This window comes from Pseudomonas frederiksbergensis (genome assembly GCF_001952935.1).
GTDB lineage: Bacteria > Pseudomonadota > Gammaproteobacteria > Pseudomonadales > Pseudomonadaceae > Aquipseudomonas > Aquipseudomonas frederiksbergensis.
Genome location: NZ_CP018319.1, coordinates 2,584,771 through 2,606,689 on the forward strand (window position 1 = coordinate 2,584,771; position 21,919 = coordinate 2,606,689).

Annotated in this window: 23 protein-coding genes and 1 pseudogene; 8 read left to right on the plus strand and 16 right to left on the minus strand. The window is 59.3% G+C overall.

What is annotated here, in order from left to right:
• Positions 1 to 6: 6 nt before the first annotated feature.
• The 4 genes from spoT to PFAS1_RS11895 form a co-directional block, all read right to left on the minus strand.
• The gene (spoT, locus tag PFAS1_RS11880) at positions 7 to 2,112 is read right to left on the minus strand and encodes a bifunctional GTP diphosphokinase/guanosine-3',5'-bis pyrophosphate 3'-pyrophosphohydrolase (RefSeq protein WP_033059343.1); all 2,106 of its coding nucleotides are present in this window, start codon (positions 2,110 to 2,112) and stop codon (positions 7 to 9) included.
• Between the two features lie 56 nt (positions 2,113 to 2,168).
• Positions 2,169 to 2,432 carry a DNA-directed RNA polymerase subunit omega gene (gene rpoZ / locus PFAS1_RS11885; protein WP_007894670.1) on the minus strand — a complete coding sequence of 88 codons (264 nt, stop codon included), beginning with the start codon at positions 2,430 to 2,432 and terminating at the stop codon, positions 2,169 to 2,171.
• A gap of 167 nt (positions 2,433 to 2,599) precedes the next feature.
• Positions 2,600 to 3,220 (minus strand): guanylate kinase, encoded by a 621-nt coding sequence (gmk, locus tag PFAS1_RS11890; RefSeq protein WP_076029287.1) that lies wholly within the window; start codon positions 3,218 to 3,220, stop codon positions 2,600 to 2,602.
• A 12-nt stretch (positions 3,221 to 3,232) separates the two neighbouring features.
• Complete coding sequence (locus PFAS1_RS11895; protein ID WP_008150145.1) at positions 3,233 to 4,096, minus strand: YicC/YloC family endoribonuclease; 864 nt, start codon at positions 4,094 to 4,096, stop codon at positions 3,233 to 3,235.
• 269 nt (positions 4,097 to 4,365) lie between these two features.
• Between PFAS1_RS11895 and rph the strand changes: the two genes are divergently transcribed.
• Both rph and PFAS1_RS11905 read left to right on the plus strand, forming a co-directional pair.
• Complete coding sequence (rph, locus tag PFAS1_RS11900) at positions 4,366 to 5,088, plus strand: ribonuclease PH (protein WP_074871968.1); 723 nt, start codon at positions 4,366 to 4,368, stop codon at positions 5,086 to 5,088.
• Positions 5,089 to 5,116: 28 nt separating this feature from the next.
• A complete protein-coding gene (locus PFAS1_RS11905) occupies positions 5,117 to 5,485 on the plus strand; it encodes a DUF4870 domain-containing protein (RefSeq protein ID WP_074871966.1) in 369 nt (122 codons plus the stop codon).
• Positions 5,486 to 5,666: 181 nt separating this feature from the next.
• Here the strand turns inward: PFAS1_RS11905 and PFAS1_RS11910 are convergent, their stop codons facing one another.
• On the minus strand, positions 5,667 to 6,446 hold the full coding sequence (locus PFAS1_RS11910; protein ID WP_007934608.1) for an exodeoxyribonuclease III: 780 nt from the start codon (positions 6,444 to 6,446) through the stop codon (positions 5,667 to 5,669).
• 82 nt (positions 6,447 to 6,528) lie between these two features.
• On the opposite strand from PFAS1_RS11910, the gene pyrE reads away from it, so the two are divergent.
• Entirely contained in the window at positions 6,529 to 7,173 is a 645-nt protein-coding gene (gene pyrE / locus PFAS1_RS11915) for an orotate phosphoribosyltransferase (RefSeq protein WP_076029288.1), read from the plus strand.
• A 115-nt stretch (positions 7,174 to 7,288) separates the two neighbouring features.
• Here the strand turns inward: pyrE and PFAS1_RS11920 are convergent, their stop codons facing one another.
• From PFAS1_RS11920 to coaBC, 7 genes and pseudogenes are all read right to left on the minus strand, one after another.
• On the minus strand, positions 7,289 to 7,672 hold the full coding sequence (locus PFAS1_RS11920) for a hypothetical protein (RefSeq protein ID WP_076029289.1): 384 nt from the start codon (positions 7,670 to 7,672) through the stop codon (positions 7,289 to 7,291).
• Positions 7,659 to 8,231, minus strand: a complete 573-nt coding sequence (locus PFAS1_RS11925; protein WP_076029290.1) for a hypothetical protein — start codon at positions 8,229 to 8,231, stop codon at positions 7,659 to 7,661. The genes PFAS1_RS11920 and PFAS1_RS11925 overlap by 14 nt, the downstream gene beginning before the upstream one ends.
• Positions 8,232 to 8,248: 17 nt before the next feature.
• The gene (locus PFAS1_RS11930; RefSeq protein ID WP_074871958.1) at positions 8,249 to 8,461 is read right to left on the minus strand and encodes a hypothetical protein; all 213 of its coding nucleotides are present in this window, start codon (positions 8,459 to 8,461) and stop codon (positions 8,249 to 8,251) included.
• Between the two features lie 191 nt (positions 8,462 to 8,652).
• Positions 8,653 to 9,558: an acetylglutamate kinase gene (gene argB, locus PFAS1_RS11935; protein ID WP_076029291.1), complete on the minus strand. Its 906-nt coding sequence runs from the start codon at positions 9,556 to 9,558 to the stop codon at positions 8,653 to 8,655.
• Positions 9,559 to 9,583: 25 nt separating this feature from the next.
• Positions 9,584 to 10,960: pseudogene (locus PFAS1_RS11940) on the minus strand (phosphomannomutase/phosphoglucomutase); the annotation flags it as partial.
• 345 nt (positions 10,961 to 11,305) lie between these two features.
• On the minus strand, positions 11,306 to 11,761 hold the full coding sequence (dut, locus tag PFAS1_RS11945) for a dUTP diphosphatase (protein WP_007894692.1): 456 nt from the start codon (positions 11,759 to 11,761) through the stop codon (positions 11,306 to 11,308).
• Between the two features lie 5 nt (positions 11,762 to 11,766).
• A complete protein-coding gene (coaBC, locus tag PFAS1_RS11950) occupies positions 11,767 to 12,975 on the minus strand; it encodes a bifunctional phosphopantothenoylcysteine decarboxylase/phosphopantothenate--cysteine ligase CoaBC (protein WP_074871951.1) in 1,209 nt (402 codons plus the stop codon).
• 136 nt (positions 12,976 to 13,111) lie between these two features.
• Here coaBC and radC point away from each other — a divergent pair, with 136 nt between their 5' ends.
• Complete coding sequence (radC, locus tag PFAS1_RS11955) at positions 13,112 to 13,786, plus strand: RadC family protein (RefSeq protein WP_076029293.1); 675 nt, start codon at positions 13,112 to 13,114, stop codon at positions 13,784 to 13,786.
• Positions 13,787 to 13,824: 38 nt separating this feature from the next.
• Here the strand turns inward: radC and PFAS1_RS11960 are convergent, their stop codons facing one another.
• Entirely contained in the window at positions 13,825 to 15,411 is a 1,587-nt protein-coding gene (locus PFAS1_RS11960; protein ID WP_076029294.1) for an ABC transporter substrate-binding protein, read from the minus strand.
• A gap of 445 nt (positions 15,412 to 15,856) precedes the next feature.
• Here PFAS1_RS11960 and rpmB point away from each other — a divergent pair, with 445 nt between their 5' ends.
• Positions 15,857 to 16,090 carry a 50S ribosomal protein L28 gene (rpmB, locus tag PFAS1_RS11965; RefSeq protein WP_007894701.1) on the plus strand — a complete coding sequence of 78 codons (234 nt, stop codon included), beginning with the start codon at positions 15,857 to 15,859 and terminating at the stop codon, positions 16,088 to 16,090.
• 11 nt (positions 16,091 to 16,101) lie between these two features.
• A complete protein-coding gene (rpmG, locus tag PFAS1_RS11970; protein ID WP_008150173.1) occupies positions 16,102 to 16,257 on the plus strand; it encodes a 50S ribosomal protein L33 in 156 nt (51 codons plus the stop codon).
• Positions 16,258 to 16,341: 84 nt separating this feature from the next.
• On the opposite strand, the gene PFAS1_RS11975 is transcribed toward rpmG, so the two are convergent.
• Positions 16,342 to 16,626 (minus strand): hypothetical protein, encoded by a 285-nt coding sequence (locus PFAS1_RS11975; RefSeq protein ID WP_076029295.1) that lies wholly within the window; start codon positions 16,624 to 16,626, stop codon positions 16,342 to 16,344.
• Between the two features lie 185 nt (positions 16,627 to 16,811).
• Positions 16,812 to 17,174 (minus strand): cupin domain-containing protein, encoded by a 363-nt coding sequence (locus tag PFAS1_RS11980; RefSeq protein WP_076029296.1) that lies wholly within the window; start codon positions 17,172 to 17,174, stop codon positions 16,812 to 16,814.
• Between the two features lie 237 nt (positions 17,175 to 17,411).
• Here PFAS1_RS11980 and PFAS1_RS11985 point away from each other — a divergent pair, with 237 nt between their 5' ends.
• On the plus strand, positions 17,412 to 18,905 hold the full coding sequence (locus PFAS1_RS11985; RefSeq protein ID WP_074871942.1) for an aldehyde dehydrogenase: 1,494 nt from the start codon (positions 17,412 to 17,414) through the stop codon (positions 18,903 to 18,905).
• 160 nt (positions 18,906 to 19,065) lie between these two features.
• Positions 19,066 to 20,211, plus strand: coding sequence for an MFS transporter (locus PFAS1_RS11990; protein ID WP_074871940.1), 1,146 nt, complete (start codon positions 19,066 to 19,068; stop codon positions 20,209 to 20,211).
• A gap of 130 nt (positions 20,212 to 20,341) precedes the next feature.
• Here PFAS1_RS11990 and PFAS1_RS11995 read toward each other — a convergent pair whose 3' ends face one another.
• Positions 20,342 to 21,910 (minus strand): phospholipase D family protein, encoded by a 1,569-nt coding sequence (locus PFAS1_RS11995; protein ID WP_076029297.1) that lies wholly within the window; start codon positions 21,908 to 21,910, stop codon positions 20,342 to 20,344.
• Positions 21,911 to 21,919: the final 9 nt, after the last annotated feature.

Here is a 21,919-nt window from a genome sequence, read left to right on the forward strand (position 1 = left end):
GGTGGCTTAGGCACGCATGCGGGTGATGCGAATCACCCCGGTCAGTGCACGCAGTTTCTTGATTACGCGGGCCAGGTGTACGCGGTCGTGCACGCTGACCACCAGTTGGACCACGCTGATGCGGCCATCGCGTTCGTCCATGCTGATTTTTTCGATATTGCCGTCGGCCGCGTTGACGCTGCTGGCCAGCAAAGCGATCAGGCCGCGCTGGTGTTCCAGCTCGACGCGCAGTTCGACATTGAATTCGCCGGTGACATCCTTGGCCCACGAGAGCTGGATGCATTTTTCTGGGTTGTGGCGGATTTCGCTAATGTTGCGACAGTTGTCCAGGTGCACGACCATGCCTTTGCCCGCGGACAGGTGGCCGACAATCGGGTCGCCGGGGATCGGCGTGCAGCACTTGGCGTAACTGAGCACCAGGCCTTCGGTGCCGCGAATCGCCAGCGGGCCTTCCGCGCTCGGCAGTTGCTCGCCTTCACCCAGCAGTCGGCGGGCGACTACGTAAGCCATGCGATTGCCCAGACCGATGTCTTCGAGCAGGTCTTCGATCAGTTCCAGGCGGTACTCGGTGAGCATCGCCTTGACGCGCTCGGCGGCTACTTTCTCCAGCGAGCTGTCGAAACCGTTGAGAACCTTGTTCAGCAGGCGTTCGCCGAGGCTGATGGACTCGGAGCGGCGCTGCAGTTTCAACGCATGGCGGATGTGAGTCCGCGCCTTGCCAGTGACCACGAAGTTGAGCCACGCCGGATTCGGTCGCGCGCCGGGAGCGCTGACGATCTCGACCGTGGAACCGCTTTGCAGCGGTTCGGACAGCGGTGCGAGACGACGATTGATCCGACAGGCAATGCAGCTGTTGCCCACGTCGGTATGCACCGCGTAAGCGAAGTCGACCGCCGTGGAGCCTTTGGGCAACTCCATGATCCGGCCTTTGGGCGTGAACACGTAGACCTCGTCCGGGAACAGGTCGATCTTCACGCTCTCGATGAATTCCAGCGAGTTGCCGGCCCGTTGCTGCATCTCCAGCACGCCTTTGACCCACTGCCGGGCGCGGGCATGCGTGCCTTTTGGCTGCTCGTCGCCGCTGGATTTGTACAGCCAATGGGCAGCGATGCCGTTGTTGGCCATTTCTTCCATTTCACGGGTGCGGATCTGGATTTCGATCGGTACACCGTGCATGCCGAACAGCGTGGTGTGCAGCGACTGGTAGCCGTTGGCCTTGGGGATCGCGATGTAATCCTTGAAGCGACCTGGCAACGGTTTGTACAAATTATGTACAGCGCCCAGCACGCGGTAGCAGGTATCGACCTTGTCGACGATGATCCGGAACGCATAGACGTCCATGATCTCGTTGAAGGCCCGACGCTTGCCGCGCATTTTCTTGTAGATGCCGTAAAGGTGTTTCTGACGACCGCTGACCTCACCCTGAATGCCGTCGATGGCCAGGCAGTGGCTGAGTGATTCTTCGATCTTGTTGACGATTTCCTTGCGGTTGCCCCGGGCGCGCTTGACCGCCTGGTTGATCCGCGCGGAACGCATCGGGTGCATCGCCTTGAAGCCGAGGTCTTCGAATTCTATGCGGATGGCGTGCATGCCCAGCCGATTGGCAATAGGCGCATAGATTTCCAGGGTTTCCTTGGCGATCCGTCGGCGTTTTTCGCCGGACAGGACTTCCAGGGTCCGCATGTTGTGCAGGCGGTCAGCCAGTTTGACCAGGATCACGCGAATGTCGCGGGCCATGGCCATGGCCATTTTCTGGAAGTTTTCAGCCTGGGCTTCGGCCTTGGTCTCGAAGTTCATCTGGGTCAGTTTGCTGACCCCGTCGACCAGTTCGGCCACGGTTTCGCCGAATTGCGCTTGCAGCGCTTCCTTGGCAATACCGGTGTCTTCGATCACGTCATGCAGCATCGCAGCCATCAGGCTCTGATGGTCCATGTGCATGTCGGCAAGAATATTCGCAACCGCGAGTGGGTGCGTGACGTACGCCTCACCGCTACGGCGGCGTTGGCCGTCGTGGGCTTGTTCGGCGTAGAAGTACGCTCGGCGGACCAGGTTGACCTGGTCCTTGCCGAGGTAGGTCGATAAGCGATCGGCGAGGGCGTCTATGCTCGGCATGATGAAACCTGCCGTTCGTTGTGACCCCGCGCCGTGCTACGTCGACCAGGCATGGCTTAGACGGCCTCGTTGGACTCGTCCTCGAACGCTGCGAACAGCGGTTCGTCTTCGACGATTTCAGCGTTGGCGATGAACTCGTAGCTCATCAGGCCTTCAGCGATTTCACGCAAGGCTACAACAGTAGGCTTGTCGTTTTCCCACTGAACCAGTGGCTCTTTGCCGCCGGTGGCCAGTTGACGGGCACGCTTGGTAGACAGCATGACCAGCTCAAAGCGGTTTTCCACGTGGTTTAGGCAATCTTCAACGGTTACGCGGGCCATGGTATTCCTCGGAGCGAATGCAATATGCGCGCTGCCCGGTTGGGCGAGCGGACTCGACAGTTTAAAAAATCACCAGCGATTAGGGAAGCGCTGATTTTTTGACCAAGCCCTTCAACGCGCTGCAAGTGCCAATGTAAAGCCCTTGCAACGGTTTTGGGAAGAGCTGTTTAGCCGAGCAATTCGGCCAAAAGTTTTCCGTGCCGCTGCTGCTGGCGCTTCTGATGCAGCTGATTGGCGCGGAAAATCGCCTGCAAATCGCGCAGTGCGTGGGCGAAATCGTCGTTGATGATCAGGTAATCATAGTCAACGTAGTGACTCATCTCGCTGACGGCTTCGCGCATCCGGCCTTCGATGATCTCGTCGCTGTCCTGACCGCGATTGGTCAGGCGCTGGTGCAAGGCTTGCAGGGACGGCGGCAGAATGAAGATCGAACGAGCCTGGGGCATCAACTTGCGCACTTGCTCGGCGCCTTGCCAGTCGATTTCCAGAATCAGGTCGTGGCCTGCGTCGAGGGTCTGCTGCAAGTGGCTTTGCGAGGTGCCGTAGAGATTGCCGAACACTTCGGCGCGCTCCAGGAAGTCGCCATGTTCGCCCATCTTCACGAACGCTTCGCGGGAGACGAAGTGATAGTTCACGCCGTTCACTTCACCGGGGCGCATGGCGCGGGTGGTGTGGGAGACGGAGACGCGGATCTCCTGATCGGCGTCGGTCAAGGCCTTGACCAGGCTGCTCTTGCCCGCGCCCGAAGGGGCGGAAATGATGTACAGGGTGCCGGTGCTGTGGGTCATGTGGGGTTTGCCTTACTCAATATTCTGCACTTGTTCGCGCATCTGCTCGATCAACACTTTGAGGTTGACCGCCGCCTGGGTGCTGCGCGGGTCGAAGGCTTTGGAGCCCAGTGTGTTGGCTTCGCGGTTGAGCTCTTGCATCAGGAAGTCCAGGCGCCGACCGGCAGCACCACCGGATTTGAGTACCCGGCGAACTTCGATGATGTGAGTGCTCAGGCGATCCAGTTCTTCGGCGACGTCGCTCTTCTGCGCGAGCATGACCATTTCCTGCTCCAGCCGCTGAGGGTCCATCTCGGCCTTCATGTCGGCGAAGCGGTCGAGGACCTTCTGACGCTGGGTGGCAAGCATCTGCGGCACCAGTTCGCGCAGGGTCACCACGTCTTCTTCAATGGAGGTCAGGCGATCGTTGATCAGCCGTGCCAGCTCCGCGCCTTCGCGCTCGCGGCCGGCCTTGAGTTCTTTCAGGCCTTCGTTGAACAGCGCCAGGGCTTCGGCATTCAGGGCTTGCGGGTCGGTCGCATCGCCCACCAGCACGCCAGGCCAGGCCAGGACTTCCAATGGGTTGAGCGCGGCCGGATTTTTGATCAGGCCGGCGATGGTCTCGGCGGCGGCGACCAATTGCGCGGCGCGCTCGCGGTCCACTTGCAGGGGTTTGTCGGTGTTTTCTTCGGTGAAGCGCAAGGTGCATTCGAGCTTGCCCCGGGAGATTCCTTGGCGCAGGGCTTCGCGGACTGCGCCTTCGAGGTCGCGAAAGGACTCCGGCAGACGCAAGTGCGGCTCCAGGTAACGGCTGTTGACCGAGCGCAGTTCCCAGCTAAGGGTGCCTTGGGCGCCGGCTTTCTCGACGCGGGCGAAGGCGGTCATGCTGTGCACCATGGAGGTACCTCGCAATGCAGGTCCATGCGTTACCAAAGGTTTCGCAGGCCTGATCTATATGAATTTAAGCCCAGAGGCAGCAAAGGCGCAGGATTGTAGCGCAGTGGGGCGAATGCGCCCAAACACACGAAGTGACAAAGGGCTACAGGCCGTCGGTAAAGCGCTATTGCGGGCCTTCAGTCGTCGGGGGATTTTTTAGAAGTGCCCACTCGTGGCCCTGCGGCTCTATAATGCTCGGCAGTTTTCCGTCCCCCGTACAGGTATTCCCTATGAAACGTCCAAGTGGTCGCGCTGCCGATCAGCTCCGCTCGATCCGCATTACCCGCAACTACACCAAACACGCCGAGGGATCCGTACTGGTCGAGTTCGGTGATACCAAAGTCATCTGCACCGTCAGCGTCGAGAACGGCGTGCCGCGTTTCCTTAAAGGTCAGGGCCAAGGCTGGTTGACCGCTGAGTACGGCATGCTGCCGCGCGCCACTGGCGAGCGTAACCAGCGTGAAGCGAGCCGCGGCAAGCAAGGCGGCCGCACCCTGGAAATCCAGCGTCTGATCGGTCGTTCCCTGCGCGCTGCGCTGGACATGTCCAAGCTGGGCGACGTCACCCTGTACGTCGATTGCGATGTGATCCAGGCTGACGGCGGCACCCGCACCGCGTCCATCACCGGCGCCATGGTTGCACTGGTCGATGCCTTGAAAGTGATCAAGAAGCGCGGCGGCCTGAAAGGCGGCGACCCGCTGAAGCAAATGATTGCTGCCGTATCGGTGGGCATGTACCAGGGCGAGCCGGTACTCGACCTCGACTACCTGGAAGACTCGGCCGCCGAGACCGACCTGAACGTGGTGATGACCAGCACTGGCGGTTTCATCGAAGTCCAGGGAACTGCCGAAGGCGCTCCATTCCAGCCGGAAGAACTGAACGCTATGCTTGAGTTGGCGAAGAAAGGCATGACCGAAATCTTCGAGCTGCAAAAGGCTGCACTGGCTGACTGATCGGACTATTCCACGCAAGGAGGACGCCATGAGTGACGAGCAACAGCTGCTTCCCACACCGAGCAAAGAGGTTCGGCAGTGGGCGATGTTTTGTCACCTGTCCGCCTTGCTGGGGATCTGGATTCCGTTCGGTACGCTGATCGGCCCGCTGATTCTCTGGCAGATGAAGCGCGAGATGGACCCGTTTGTTGATGCTCAAGGCAAGGAGGCGCTGAACTTTCAGATCACCGTCGCCATTGCCTCCGCCATCTGCTTCCTGCTGATGCTGGTGATCGTCGGGTTCTTCCTGTTTGGCCTGGTCGCGATCGGTGCACTGGTGCTGACGATCATTGCCGGGGTGAAAGCCAATGAAGGGGTGCCTTACCGGTATCCGTTTACCTGGCGGTTGATCAAGTAAGCCACACAACACAGATCCCCCTGTGGGAGCGAACCTGCTCGCAATGAGGCATTCACATTCAACATTAATGTGACTGGTCTACCGCTATCGCGAGCAGGCTCACTCCTACAAAGAGCCAGAAATCAGCGTGCACAAAAAAGCCGACAGCGATGTCGGCTTTTTTGCATCTGCGAAACGACGCTTAGATAGTCAGCGTCCAGTCGTAGTCCACGATCAGCGGTGCATGTTGCGAGAACCGTGGCTGACGAGGCAGGCGCGCGCTACGAACGAAGCGACGCAAGCCTGGTGTCAGTAACTGATAGTCGAAACGCCAACCGAGGTTGAGCATTTCAGCCTGTTCGTTATCCGGCCACCAGCTGTACTGGTCGCCTTCGCGGCTGACTTCACGCAGGGCATCGACATAGCCCATGTTGCCGACAATCTCGTCCATCCAGGCACGTTCAGGTGCCAGGAAGCCCGGGGATTGCTGGCTGTCGCGCCAGTTCTTGATATCCAGCTTCTGTTGCGCCACGTACAGCGAGCCACAGTAAATGTACTCGCGACGTTTGCGTCGCTGTTTATCCAGATAACGGGCGAAATCGTCCATTAGCTTGAACTTCTGGTTCAAGTCTTCATCGCCGTTCTGCCCCGAAGGGAGCAGTAAGGTCGCGATGCTGACCTTGTCGAAATCGGCTTGCAGGTAGCGCCCGTAGCGGTCGGCCGTCTCGAAGCCGAGACCGCTGATGACTGCCTTCGGTTGCAGCCGCGAATACAAAGCCACGCCACCTTGGGCGGGAACTTCGGCTTCGCAGGCATAAAGGAAGTAGCCATCCAGTTGGAAGGCTGGATCGTCCAGTTCAAAGGCGGAGGCGCGGGTGTCCTGCAGGCAGATGACGTCGGCATTCTGTGCTTGCAGCCAACTGAGCAACCCTCGCTCCACTGCAGCCTGAATACCATTGACGTTCACACTGATGATCCGCATAAATGGCCCCAAAAATCGCGTGCGTGTATGATACACGGCGTCAACCTAATTAGCTAAATCCGTGGTATTTGGGGTTTTTTTCATGCAAGCGTATCAGCGCGATTTCATTCGTTTTGCCATCGATCGCGGCGTTTTGCGCTTCGGCGAGTTCACCCTGAAGTCCGGACGCACCAGTCCTTACTTCTTCAATGCCGGCCTGTTCAACTCAGGGATGGCCCTTGCGCAGCTGGGGCGTTTCTACGCGGCAGCCATCGTCGAGAGCGGTATTTCGTTCGACGTTTTATTCGGTCCGGCCTACAAAGGCATCCCTTTGGCGGCGACCACCGCAGTGGCCTTGGCCGAGCATCATGACCGTGATCTGCCATGGTGCTTCAACCGCAAGGAAGCCAAGGCTCACGGCGAAGGCGGCAGTCTGGTCGGCGCACCGTTGACCGGCGACGTGCTGATCATCGACGACGTGATCACCGCTGGCACTGCCATCCGCGAGGTGATGCAGATCATCGCTTCCCAGGACGGCGCCAAGGCGGCGGGCGTGTTGATCGCCTTGAACCGTCAGGAGCGTGGCAACGGTGAGTTGTCGGCCATCCAGGAAGTGGAGCGTGACTTCGGCATTCCGGTGATCAGCATCGTTTCTCTGAACCAGGTGCTCGAATTCCTGGCGGATGACCCGCAGCTCAAGCAACACCTGCCAGCCGTAGAAGCCTACCGCGCCCAGTTCGGCGTCTGACCACAATCACCTGTGGGAGCAAGCTCCCTCGCCACAAAAGGTGGATTGTCACAGGGATTGCAGGCAAAAAAAGACCCCGCTCAGCCAGGCTGAGCGGGGTCTTTTGTTTTGGTCGTCAGCGCAGTCTTCGCCATTTTCCGATTAGTTTTAGTACCAATCCCAGGTTGAACAGCGCAAACACCAGCAGCGCCAGGACGACTAGCACGTAGAGCGTGCGATCCACATCAAAATCCCACAGATCCAGTGTGCTGCTTCCCATGATCCTCACGGCGGCAGGGAAGTTGACGTAAAACAGCGCTATGAAGGCGGTCGTCAGCGGAAGAGCGCGGCCGAACAAAGCGTTCATTACTGTTTTCCTGCTGCGTTTTCTGGCGAGTGGACCTGGCTGTTTTTCATCCAGTTCTAGCGCTTCATGCAATCTTGGCCACGCCAGGTTGAACATGAAGGTGGTCAGGGTCAGCAGCAAGCCGCTGACCGCGACGATGTCACTGAACGGCATTCAGGCCCAATGTCTGGCACAACAGCGCGTGGGAATCTTCACTGATTTCAAACTGCCCGGCGCTGCCTTTGCGTTTTGTAATGGGTTTGAAAGTCGGCTCGTTCTGGGTAATCAGCATGTTCAGCTCATCACGGATGACGTCGGAGCTGATCACCACCAGATAAACCGTCTGCGCATGCTCTGCCGTCTCAATCACGGCCCTCATGCTGTGTTGAAGAATTTCGTCCAGCTGATTGCGAAAGCGCGAAACCGTGTTTTTCAGCAGGGTTTTGCTTTGGCTCTGGGTCAGCTGAAAAATCGTAGATATCTGAGATTCGGTCGGCAATGTCTGCCCGAAGTAACTTTGAATCAGATACAGCAAGCGATCCTGCTTCGCTTCATCGGCCCGACTCGGCATGCCGCCTTCCACCAGCATTTTCAAGTATTCGGTCAGGCTCGCCTTGGCGATTCGCTGCAGGGCGTGGGCGATTTCGTGGTCGGAGATCTTCAAGGTCTTTTTGACCGGCTCCTTCTGCTCCTGCTCGAACGCCTGGGCGTCGATCGTGAATGAGATCTGCATTTTTCAGCCCCCCGGGATTACTTGGAAGGCTTGTTTGGATACGGATCTGCCACGGCGTCACCTTGGCCGGTCAGGATATTCCAGCCATTGAGTACGTGGGTGCTTGGTTTGAAGTCTGGACACGGCGGAAGCGAAGTCTTTGACTGATTGGTGTATTCGCGCCCGCAGTCTGCGCACTCGTAAGTGCCTGCTGAAACATCACTGCCGTAGGGAACGTGGTCTTTTTTCATGGGGTAGATCTCCTGTGGATGCAGGGAAGATCCTATGCGGATTAATGCTGGCTGGATGTCGGACGTTTCGCATAGTCAGGTCGGACATTTCCTGCGCGCATAAAAAAGATCGCAGACTTCGTCAGCTCCTACGGAATATTCGTACATCCGTAGGTGCTGCCGAAGCCTGCGATCTTTTAAGGCTTTATCAATCAGGGACGCTTGCGATTGCTGATCAAGGTACCCACACCGGTATCGGTGAAGATTTCCAGCAGAATCGCGTTCGGCACCCGGCCATCGATGATCAACGAACTGCCCACGCCACCCTGAACCGCTTCCAGCGCGCAACGAATCTTCGGCAGCATGCCGCCGTAGATGGTGCCGTCGGCGATCAAAGCGTCGACCTGTTGGGTGGTCAGGCCGGTCAGGACCGTGCCCGACTTGTCCATCAGGCCGGCGATATTCGTCAGCAGCATCAGCTTTTCAGCTTTCAGCGCTTCGGCGACTTTACCGGCCACCAGGTCAGCGTTGATGTTGTACGACTCGCCGTTGGAACCGACACCGATTGGCGCGATCACCGGGATGAAGTCACCTTTGACCAGCAGGTTCAGCAAGTCGGTGTTGATCCCGACCACTTCACCGACCTGGCCGATGTCGATGATTTCCGGTTGAGTCATCTCCGGCGTCTGGCGGGTCACGGTGAGCTTTTTCGCGCGAATCAGCTCGGCATCTTTACCGGTCAGGCCGATGGCGCTGCCGCCATGACGGTTGATCAGGTTGACGATGTCCTTGTTGACCTGGCCGCCGAGGACCATTTCCACCACGTCCATGGTTTGCGCGTCAGTCACGCGCATGCCATCGATGAAGTGGCTCTCGATCGACAGGCGCTTGAGCAGGTCGCCGATTTGCGGGCCGCCGCCGTGAACCACCACCGGATTGATACCCACGGCTTTCATCAGCACGATGTCGCGGGCGAAGCCGGTTTTCAGCTCCTCGCTCTCCATCGCGTTGCCGCCGTATTTGATCACCAGCGTCTTGCCGACATAGCGGCGAATGTAAGGCAGCGCTTCGGACAGGACCTTGGCGGTGTTGGCGGCGGCTTCGCGTTCGAGGGTCATTCAGGGCTCCGGGTGCTTCAGAAGATCAAAACGGTAATTGGAGATCGGGGGCAACACGCTTCAATTGGACTTTGAAAACGTCCTTGATGCGTTGCAATTCAGCCTCGTCATCGGCCTCGAAGCGCAGCACCAGCACCGGTGTGGTGTTGGAGGCGCGCACCAGGCCCCAGCCTTTGGCGTAGTCGACTCGCACGCCGTCAATGGTGGTCAGGTCGGCGCCTTCGCCCCACTTCGCGTCGTGCAGAGCATCAATGATGCTGAATTTGCTCTCTTCGGTCACATGGATATTGATCTCCGGCGTAGAAATATCGTTCGGGAAGGTCGCAAACAGCTCTTCCGCGGTGGATTTTTCCTTGCTGAGGATCTCCAGCAGGCGCGCGGCGCTGTAAATGCCGTCGTCGAAACCGAACCAGCGTTCCTTGAAGAAGATGTGCCCGCTCATTTCGCCGGCCAACAGGGCGCCAGTCTGTTTCATTTTCTTTTTGATCAACGAGTGACCGGTCTTCCACATTAGCGGACGGCCGCCGTATTCCTTGATCAGCGGTGTCAGACGACGGGTGCATTTGACGTCGAAGATGATCTCCGCGTCAGCGTTGCGCGCCAGCACGTCACGGGCGAACAGCATCAGCAGGCGGTCGGGGTAGACGATGCTGCCGGTGTTAGTCACCACGCCGACGCGGTCGCCGTCGCCGTCGAAAGCCAGGCCCAGGTCGGCGTTGGTTTCCTTGACCTTGGCGATCAGGTCGACCAGGTTTTCAGGCTTGCCCGGGTCCGGGTGGTGATTCGGGAAGTTGCCATCGACTTCACAGAACAGCGGGATGACTTCGCAGTTCAGGGCTTCGATCAACTGCGGGGCGATCACACCGGCCGCGCCGTTGCCGCAATCGACCACGACTTTGAGGCGACGAGCCAGTTTGATGTCCTGGACGATTTCGGTGTTGTAGCGGTCGAGGATCTCGACCTGGGTGATGCTGCCCTTGCCGCTGCTCAGGTTGTTGGTCTTGAGGCGTTCGTGCAGGGCCTGGATCTGTTCGTTGGCCAGGGTGTCGCCAGCGATGACGATTTTGAAGCCGTTGTAGTTCGACGGGTTGTGGCTGCCGGTGAGCATCACGCCGGATTTGCCGGCCAGCACGTTGGCGGCGTAGTACAGCGCAGGCGTTGGCACCAGGCCGACGTCGCTGACGTGGCAACCGCTGTCGGCGAGGCCTTTGATCAGTTGTTCGACCAGTTCCGGACCGGACAGGCGACCGTCGCGGCCGACTGAAACGTTCGGTTCATCCTGGGCCAGGCTCTGGGAGCCGATGGCGCGACCGAGCCAATAAGCGGTTTCAGCGTTCAAGAATTCCGGGACGGTGCCGCGAATGTCGTAGGCGCGGAAGATGCTGTCGGGAAACTTGGGTGCGACTTGGGCTGGGGTGCTCATCTGTAGGAATGCTCCATCTCGAAAGTGGCTGGACCTGCCGGCGAAAAACTCGTCGGCAGGCTCAAACTGAAGGGTATGACGGCGTTTTCTACTGAGAGTTCGTGGTGTGAAAAGGCCATGACCCCGACATCAGCGTGTAATGGAGCGGCCAATGCCTTGATTTTCAGTGATAAACCTTTCAGATGACGTCTGTGCAATTCAGTGCAAAACCTGTGGGAGCGAGCCTGCTCGCGATAGCGGACTCGCAGGCGACATCTTTGTCGAATGTGCAACCGTCATCGTCGGAACGCCGCCCGGAGCCGGCTCGCTCCCACAAGGAAATCATCAGTGGCTGCCGGAGTGGCCGAACCCGCCCGTGCCGCGCTGGGTTTCGACGAACTCTTCAACCATTTCAAAATGCGCTTGAACCACCGGCACTAGCACCAATTGTGCCAGGCGTTCGCCTACCACCATGTTGAAGTCGGTCTGGCCACGGTTCCAGCACGACACCATCAGTGGGCCCTGGTAATCGGAGTCGATCAGGCCAACCAGGTTGCCCAGCACGATGCCGTGCTTATGGCCAAGGCCTGAGCGCGGCAGAATCAGCGCCGCCAAACCCGGATCGCCAATGTAGACAGACAGGCCGGTAGGGATCAGCAGGGTTTCGCCCGGCTTGATGACGGTGTCTTTTTCCAGCATGGCGCGCAGGTCGAGGCCGGCGGAGCCTGGCGTGGCGTATTGCGGCAGCGGGAATTCGGTACCGATGCGTGGGTCGAGGATCTTGGCTTGCAAAGCGTGCATGTAAATTAAACCTGGTTCAGACGTTCGGCGATAAAAGTGATCAGCTGGCGAGCGATTTTGCTCTTGCTGGTCTGGGCGAAAAGTGTGGCGTGTAGCTGGCGGTCGATCACGCTGCAGGCGTTTTCTTCGCTGTTGAAGCCAATGCTCGGGTTGGCGACGTCGTTGGCGACGATCAAATCGAGGTTCTTGTCTTTCAACTTGCGGGCAGCGTAATCGAGCAAGTGTTCGGTTTCGGCGGCGAAGCCGACACTGAACGGACGGTCGGGGCGAGTGGCAATGGTGGCCAGAATGTCTGGGTTACGCACCATCTGTAGCAACAAGCCGTCGCCGTTCGTAGGGTCTTTCTTGAGTTTCTGTGGGGCGACGACTTCCGGACGGTAGTCCGCGACCGCTGCCGAGGCGATGAACAGGTCGCAAGGGATTGCGGCTTCGCAGGCGGCGAGCATGTCGCGGGCGCTGACCACGTCAATGCGGGTGACGCGATCCGGGGTCGGCAGGTGCACCGGCCCCGTAATCAGCGTTACGCGGGCGCCGGCTTCCACTGCGGCCTCGGCAAGGGCAAAGCCCATTTTTCCGGAGCTGTGGTTGGTGATGTAGCGCACCGGGTCGATGTTTTCCTGGGTCGGACCCGCGGTGATCAGCACGTGTTTACCGGTCAGCGCCTGACGCTGGAAGCAGTCCGCGGCGCACTGGGCGAGGTCGGTGGCTTCGAGCATGCGGCCCATGCCGACGTCGCCGCAGGCCTGGCTGCCGGAGGCCGGGCCGAAGGATTTCAGGCCGCGGCTTTCGAGGGTTTGCAGGTTGGCCTGGGTGGCCGGGTCGCGCCACATGGCCTGGTTCATCGCCGGGGCAACGGCGACCACGGCGTCGGTGGCCAGCACCAGCGTGGTCAGCAGGTCGTCGGCAATGCCTTGGGCCAGGCGGGCAATGAGGTCCGCGGTGGCGGGGGCGATCAGCACCAGGTCGGCCCATTTGGCCAGCTCGATGTGGCCCATGGCCGCTTCGGCCGCCGGGTCGAGCAAATCGAGGTGGACCGGATGCCCGGACAAGGCCTGCATGGTCAACGGTGTGATGAACTCGCTGCCGCCGCGGGTCATGACCACGCGCACTTCGGCGCCCTGGTCGATCAGGCGGCGAACCAGGTCGGCGCTCTTGTAGGCAGCGATGCCGCCGCCGACGCCCAGAACGATGCGTTTCCGATACAGCCGCTGCATAGGTCTGCCTTTCATTTCGTTGATGACTGCATGGCGATACCCCCTCCCCAGGGATGAAATCGCCCGCAAAAAAGATGGGCTACGATATCACAGCGACCGCAACGGAACAGCGGCGCCCACAGACCAGGGAGGTGCTATGAGTATTCGCGATTGGCCAGCGGCGGAACGGCCGCGGGAGAGGTTGCTTGAGTTGGGCTCGGGGAGCCTTTCGGACGCCGAGCTGTTGGCGATTTTTTTACGAACGGGTGTGTCGGGTAAAAGCGCGGTAGATCTGGCGCGACACCTGTTGAATCAGTTTGGCAGCCTGCGTTCATTGCTTGAGGCCGATCAGGAGGCGTTCAGCAGGCAGTTGGGGCTGGGGCCGGCGAAATTCGCTCAGTTGCAAGCGGTCCAGGAAATGAGCCGGCGGCATTTGGCCGAACGTGCGCGCCAAAAAAACGCGCTGGAAAATCCGCAGGCGGTTCGCGATTACCTGAAGTCAATGCTGCGCCATGAGCCTCACGAGGTGTTCGGCTGTCTTTTTTTGGATTCCAGGCATCAAGTGCTGACCTTTGAAGTGCTGTTTCGCGGGTCCATCGACAGTACGAGTGTCTATCCGAGACAAGTGGTTAAACGCGCATTGGCCCACAACGCCGCAGCGTTGATCCTCTGTCATAACCATCCGTCGGGAAATACCAATCCCAGCCAGGCCGACCGAGTGCTGACCAAGCGCCTGCAAGAGGCGCTGGACCTGATCGATGTGCGGGTGCTCGACCATTTTATCGTCGGGGACGGTGATCCGCTGTCCATGGCCGAGTACGGCTGGATGTAAGTGGAAGGGCGGATTAAGCGAGCCCATGTGGGAGCGGATTACTTTAGGTTGACCTTCGAGTAGTCCTGCCGGCCAAACGGACTGACCTGGTAGCCCTGCACATCCTTGCGCGTCAGTGCGAAGGCGGTCGGGTGGGCCAGCGGCAGCCACAGCGCCTGCTGTTGGATCTGTGCTTGGGCCTGTTCGTAGAGCTTGGTGCGCACACCTTGCTCGCCGGTGGTCTTGCCGGCGCTGATCAGCTTGTCCAGGTCCTGGTTGCAGTAGCGCGCGAAGTTGGTGCCGGACTTGACCGCGGCGCAGGAAAACTGCGGCGTGAGGAAGTTGTCCGGGTCGCCGTTGTCGCCCGCCCAGCCCATGAACAACAGATCGTGTTCACCGGCCTTGGCGCGGCGAATCAGCTCGCCCCATTCGATCACCCGAATTTCCGCCTGAATGCCGATTTCCGCGAGGTCCGATTGCAGCATTTGCGCGCTGAGGCTCGGATTCGGGTTGAGCAGGCTGCCAGAAGGGCGGGTCCAGATGGTGGTCTTGAAACCGTCCTTGAGCCCGGCCTTCGCCATCAGTGCTTTGGCTTTTTCGACGTCGTGCGAGTAACCCGGCAGGCCTTTGGCATAGCTCCAGGTGTTCGGCGGGTATGGACCGTTGGCAGGTTCGGCGGTGTCTTCGAACACGGCTTTGACGTAGTTGGTCTTGTCGAATGCGAGGTTGATGGCCTGGCGCACTTCAGGCTTGTCCAGCGGCGGATGCTGGCTGTTGATGCCAACGAACGCGGTCATGAAGGCGTCAGTCTTTTCCACTTTCAGGGTCGGTTCTTTCAGCGCTGCCTGTACGTCCAGAGGCTTGGGCGACAGGGCGATCTGGCATTCGTTGCGGCGCAATTTCTGCAGCCGCACGTTGGCGTCGGGGGTAATGGCGAAAATCAGCGGGTCCACCGAAGGCTTGCCACGGAAGTAATCCGGGTTGGCCTTGTAGCGAATCGAGGCGTCTTTCTGGAAACGCGTAAAGATGAACGGACCGCTGCCGATCGGCTGGCTGTTGAGCTTCTCCGGGGTGCCGGCCTTCATCAGTTTGTCGGCATATTCGGCGGAGTAGATCGAGGCGAAGCCCATGCTCAGGGTCGCGAGGAAAGTCGAATCCGGGTGGTCGAGGGTGAACCGTATGGTCAGCGGGTCCAGTGCGTCGATCTTCTTGATCAATGCAGGCAATTGCATCGACTGGGCATGCGGGAATCCGCTCTGGGCGACCTTGTGCCATGGGTTGGCCGGGTCGAGCATGCGGTCGAAGCTGAATTTCACGTCCTCGGCGGTCAGCTCACGCGTCGGGCTAAAGTATTCAGTGCGGTGGAATTTCACCCGTGGGTGAAGCTTGAACACATACGTCAGGCCATCGGGCGTGACTTCCCAGCTGTCCGCGAGGCTGGCGATCACCTTGCCGCTGGCTGTATCGAAGTCCACCAGACGGTCCATCAGCACGTCGGCCGAAGCATTGGTGGTGGTCAGCGAGTTGTATTGCACCACGTCGAACCCTTCCGGGCTTGCCTCGGTGCAAACGCTCAGAGCGGCGGCATGAGCCAGCGGGCTCAGCAGAAGAGGGGCGAGCAACAGCGGTAGGGCAGCGAGGCGCATGGTCGGATTCCTTTACAGATCGAAGGCCCATCTGCAAGTGCAGTCTGGAAAAGGCTTACCCTAGTGGGCTCTTTTGCAAATGACTATCTCCTTTTTCAATTTAAGTGGACTATGTGCGCTTGTTTTCGGTGATGCGGGCCGAGGAAAACCCGGAATCGGTCGGTTGGCCGATTCTCTGCGACGAGCGGTCTTAATCGACGACAGCCTTTATCCAAGGCGCTCTGCGCGTGAAAAATGGGGAATTTACCAAGTCCGCGCACACGGAATGTTGTTGCTCTCCAGTCTTTCTGGTATAAAGCAGCGCTCTTTTCTAGGGGCCCGGTTCCTTCACTGTAGGTGTAGCCGGTAAGACCTCTAAAGAAACGCGGCGCCTGGCGCCAAATGACTGAGAGATTAAGCGGCCAACCCATGCCGGGTTGGGCATGTGGTTTTAGAGGGCTGAGGCATGTCGAGAGTATGTCAAGTTACCGGTAAGGGTCCGGTGACTGGGAATAACATTTCCCACGCAAACAACAAAACCCGTCGTCGTTTCCTGCCGAACCTGCAGCATCACCGCTTCTGGGTTGAAGAAGAGAAACGTTTCGTGCGTCTGCGCGTATCTGCCAAAGGCATGCGTATCATCGACAAGCGTGGCATTACTGTCGTGCTGGCCGAAATTCGCAAAGCTGGCAAGATCTAAGGGAGCTAATCATGCGTGAATTGATTCGAATGATTTCTAGCGCCGGTACTGGTCACTTCTACACTACCGACAAGAACAAGCGTACTACTCCGGACAAGCTCGAAAAGCGCATGTTCGATCCGCGCGTTCGCAAGCACGTGATGTACAAAGAAGGCAAAATCAAGTAATTGATTTTTCCCTCTTACGAAAAAGGCCCGTATCGCGAGATACGGGCCTTTTTTGTTGCCCCCAATAGTGGGGCCTGCGAATGATCAACCGCAGTAAATGGCAATAATATCCAGGTTTATATCGGTCCTGATTTGCAGGCGATTGTTGTCAGGGTCCAGGTCGCGGGAGTTGATTTTAATGCTGGTCGCCCGTGACTCCCTGAAGGCCTCATCGCGAACGGACCGGGACAGGTATTCGCCGATGAGGTACGTGACCCTCCGTGCATCGCATCGCTGCGCTGGCTGTTCCGGCTCGTTCGCATGCGCCGACGTCAGGGTGACGGCCAGGAAAAGACCTGCCAGCAGGCCAGTGGTGAGAAAGTTTTTCATGTTGATTCACTTCCATGTGAAATATGACGGTGAGGCTCCTTTATTCGGGAGCGAGAACAGCATCCGGCAAGGTCGGCGATTGAGTGCGGTAATTACCTATTTCACTTGGCATCTGGCCGTGCAGCCAAGCAAAAAAAAGGCCCATATCTTGCGATATGGGCCTTTTTGATGCCTTAACAAATTGCTCAGGTCTTTTGTTCAAACGCCACATAGATCTTGCGGCACGTCTCCAGCACTTCCCAGGTGCCCCGGAACCCGGCCGGGATGACGAAGCGGTCGCCCGCCCGAACGGTCTTGCTGTTGCCGTCGTTGTCGCGTAGCACGGACACGCCCTGGACGATTTCGCAGTATTCATGCTCGGTAAAGTTCACCAGCCACTGGCCAATCGCACCTTCCCACACGCCGGCGTTCAACTGACCACAAGGGCTGTTGTAGTGGTTGTACACTGCTTGCTCGGGGTCGCCCTTGAGGATTTTCGCCTGGTCTGGCCGATAGCGTTCGGGCTGGGTGGTGGCCTGGCTGAAATCGACGATGTCCTGGATGCTCATTGTTGTAATCCCCCGTAATTGCGGCGCAAGTGACTGGAAAGCCCAAAGTCTATGTTTATTAAAATGAACATCGCAAGGCCGTTTGCCAGCCTTTTGTCAAATATATTGAAACTTCACCTGCCGCTGGTTTAGGGTGGCAGTTGCCTTGGGCCGAAAAAACAGGCTGGCTGGGCAGAATTCCTGAGACCGTCCGCGAAGACCGCGGGCGCTCGTATTCAATAAGAGGAGGACACTCGTATGACCACCCTGACTCGTGCCGATTGGGAACAACGGGCTCGCGATTTGAAGATCGAAGGCCGCGCCTACCTCAATGGCGAATATACCGATGCCGTCTCCAGCGAGACCTTCGAGTGCATCAGCCCGGTCGATGGCCGTCTGCTGGGCAAGATCGCCAGCTGTGACGCCGCCGATGCCCAACGTGCTGTTGAAAACGCCCGCGCCACTTTCAATTCCGGCGTCTGGTCGCGCCTGGCGCCGACCAAACGTAAAGCCACCATGATCCGTTTCGCCGGCCTGCTGAAACAGCACGCCGAAGAGTTGGCCCTGCTTGAAACCCTGGACATGGGCAAGCCGATCAGCGATTCCCTGTACATCGACGTTCCTGGCGCGGCGCAAGCCCTGAGCTGGAGCGGTGAAGCCATCGACAAGATCTACGACGAAGTAGCCGCGACGCCCCATGACCAGTTGGGTCTGGTAACCCGCGAACCGGTCGGCGTCGTCGCCGCGATCGTGCCGTGGAATTTCCCGTTGATGATGGCCTGCTGGAAACTCGGGCCGGCGCTGTCCACCGGTAACTCGGTGATCCTCAAGCCGTCCGAAAAATCCCCGCTGACCGCCATCCGCATCGCTGCGCTGGCCGTCGAAGCCGGTATTCCGAAAGGCGTGCTGAACGTCCTGCCAGGTTACGGCCACACCGTCGGCAAGGCCCTGGCCCTGCACAATGATGTGGACACTCTGGTGTTCACCGGTTCGACCAAAATCGCCAAGCAACTGCTGATCTACTCCGGCGAATCGAACATGAAACGCGTCTGGCTCGAAGCCGGCGGCAAGAGCCCGAACATCGTGTTCGCCGATGCGCCGGACCTGCAAGCTGCCGCTGAATCGGCGGCTGGCGCCATCGCCTTCAACCAGGGCGAAGTCTGCACGGCCGGCTCGCGCTTGCTGGTGGAACGTTCGATCAAGGATAAATTCCTGCCGCTGGTGATCGAGGCGCTGAAAACCTGGAAACCGGGCAACCCGCTGGACCCGGCGACCAACGTCGGCGCGCTGGTGGATACCCAGCAGATGAACACGGTGCTGTCCTACATCGAATCCGGCCACACCGACGGCGCCAAACTGGTGGCGGGCGGCAAACGCATTCTTCAGGAAACCGGTGGCACTTACGTCGAGCCAACGATTTTTGACGGTGTCAGCAACGCGATGAAAATCGCTCAGGAAGAAATCTTCGGCCCAGTGCTGTCGGTGATCACTTTCGATACCGCCGAAGAAGCCATTGCGATTGCCAACGACACCCCTTACGGCTTGGCCGCAGCGGTGTGGACCAAGGATATTTCCAAGGCCCACCTGACCGCCAAGGCACTTCGCGCGGGTAGCGTGTGGGTCAACCAGTATGACGGCGGCGACATGACGGCACCGTTCGGTGGCTTCAAACAGTCCGGCAACGGTCGCGACAAGTCGCTGCATGCGTTCGACAAGTACACCGAGCTGAAGGCGACCTGGATCAAGTTGTAAGTACCACACAACGACGATCCCCTGTGGGAGCGGGCTTGCTCGCGAAGGCGCCGTGACAGCCAACGATGATGTTGGATGTGATGGCCTCTTCGCGAGCAAGCCCGCTCCCACATTTGTTTTGTGCGGTGTCTGAAAAATAATATCCACAGGAGCGTGGGAAATGCGTTGGGCGACTTATTTCGCCGTGTTGGCGTCTGTCTTGAGTGTCGGCCTGGCCTTGGGCGTCAGCATGCCGCTGGTGTCGTTTCGTCTGGAAGGCTGGGGTTACGGCTCGTTCGCCATTGGCGTGATGGCGGCGATGCCTGCCATAGGCGTGCTGTTGGGCGCGAAGGTCTCCAGCCATCTGGCCGCGCGTCTGGGCACGGCCAATCTGATGCGTTTGTGCCTGTGGGCCGGGGCGTTGTCCATCGGTTTGCTGGCGCTGTTGCCGAGCTATCCGATTTGGCTGGCGTTGCGCCTGATGATCGGGGTGATCCTGACCCTCGTGTTCATCCTCGGCGAAAGCTGGATCAACCAGCTTGTGGTGGAAGAGTGGCGCGGACGATTGGTGGCGTTGTATGGCAGCAGCTACGCGCTGAGTCAGCTGGCCGGGCCGTTGCTGCTTGGCGTACTGGGCACTGAGCACGATTACGGATTCTGGGTCGGCGTCGGTTTGCTGATGGCGGCACCGCTCCTGTTGCTGGGCCGCAGCGGCGCGCCGACCAGTGAAGCCTGCAGCGTGACCTTCAGCGACTTGCTGGGTTTCTGCCGTGGCCTGCCGGCGATTGCCTGGGCGGTGTCGCTGTTCGCCGCGTTCGAAGCGATGATCCTGACGTTGTTGCCGGTTTATTGCCTGCGTCAGGGCTTTACGACCGAAATTGCGTTGGCGATGGTCAGCACGGTGGTAGTGGGTGATGCCTTGCTGCAGTTGCCGATTGGCGCGCTGGCCGATCGCTTGTCACGACGTACGCTGTTCACCGGGTGTGCGGTGGTCCTGCTGATATCGAGCCTGGCCATCCCGTTGTTGATCGACACATTGCTGATCTGGCCGTTGTGGGTGTTGTTCGGTGCCAGTGCCGGCGGCTTGTTCACCTTGTCACTGATCCTGATCGGCGAGCGCTACCGCGACGATGCACTGGTGCGCGCCAATGCGCATATCGCGCAACTGTGGGGGATCGGTTGTCTGGTCGGACCATTGGCGGCCGGCGCCGGCAGCCAGTGGATCAGCGGACATGCGTTGCCGCTGCTGATGGCGGCGGGTGCGCTGGGGTTGGTGATTCTGCTGTCGCGGCAAGGCGCGTTCGGCACGGTTGTCGAGCCTGCCTGACGCCAACCAGGTAGCCACATCCCTGTGGGAGTGAGCCTGCTCGCGATAGCGTCATGCCAGCCAGTACAAAGGGTGACTGACACACCGCCTTCGCGAGCAGGCTCACTCCCACAGGGCTCTTTATCGCCTGCTAAAGCATCCGCTCCAGGCCGACCGCCGTGCTGAACCAGGAATTGAACCGGCGCCACAAGCTGCCCGGTTCCTTGGTCAACACATGCATCTTGCCGTCGTCTTCCGTCTCCCAGACGATCCGGTCATTTTCCAGTTTCACCTGATAACTCAAGGGCGGCGCCATACCTTCCATGGCCGCTTTGCGCACATGCGCGGCGAGTTCGGGGCTGTCCACCAGCACCCCGACTTCGGTGTTCCACAGCACCGAGCGCGGGTCGAAATTGAACGAGCCGATGAAGGATTTCTGCTGGTCGAAGATCATCGCTTTACTGTGCAAACTGGAATCAGAACCCCGGTAGGACTTGCTGTAGAAAATATGCGGCCCGCTGCCGCCACCTTCGCCGGGCTGGCGGCGCAATTCGTACAGCTTCACACCATGTTCCAGCAGCGCTCGCCGATAAGGTGCGTAACCGCCGTGCACGGCCGGCACGTCCGTGGCTTCCAGGGCGTTGGTCAACAAACTCACCGACACCCCGGCGTCAGCCCGGCCGGTGAGGTACACCAGTCCCGGCTGCCCCGGTACGAAGTAAGCCGAAATCATGATCAATTCTTTACTGACGCCCCTGAGTTCGGGCGCCAGTTGCGTGGTCAGCAGCAAGTGCGGGTCAGGCTCGCCGTCTGACAGGACCTTGCTCGGGGCATCCCACAACGCCTGGTTCCAGGCCCAGATCAACTCCCGGCGCCAGATGTCCAGGCGTGGCTTGGTGGTGTAAATCATCAGCTGCTGATACAGCGCGTGATTCTGCTTGCGGGTCTCTTCCAGCGATTCTTCCAGTCGGGTCCGGGTGTTTTCCAGGTCCATGGCCGTCGGTTTGCTCGAGAGGAACTCGTCGATCGGCTTGCTCAGCGCACTGTTCCAGTATTGGTCGAAACTATGCCCCAGCTGTTCGGCGACCGGGCCGACGCCGAGCATGTCGATGTCGGTGAAATTAAGGTTGGGTTCGGCATCGAAGTACTCATCCCCCAGATTGCGTCCACCGACGATGGCCATGCTGTTGTCGGCCAGCCATAGCTTGTTGTGCATGCGCCGGTGTTGCTGCGACAGGTTGAGCAACCGTCCCGCGGTTCGAGTCACGCCGGTACTGCGGCCAAGGTGCAATGGGTTGAATACGCGGATCTGGATCTGCGGATGTGCCGCCAGTGTGGCGATGATGCGGTCCAGGCCATCGCTGGTGGTGTCGTCGAGCAGAATGCGCACGCGTACGCCACGGTCGGCAGCCTTGAGCAGTTCGTCCACCAGCATCCGTGTGCTGATGCCGTCGTGAACGATGTAGTACTGCAAATCCACGCTGCTTTGGGCGTTGCGGATCAGCTCGGCGCGGGCCGTGAAGGCTTCGGTGCTGTCGGACAGCAGGCGAAAGCCGGACTGCCCTCCGTGGGGGGCCGCCTGAGCCTGGACCGAGCGACCGAACGCCGAGTCACTGGCGGGCAGCGCCTGGCTCGGTTCGCGCGGAACGTTGAATGTCGCACAGCCGTTGAGGAACGAGGCGAGAAACAGTAGAGCGAGCAGGGGCTGTCTGACTCTCACGTAGGATCG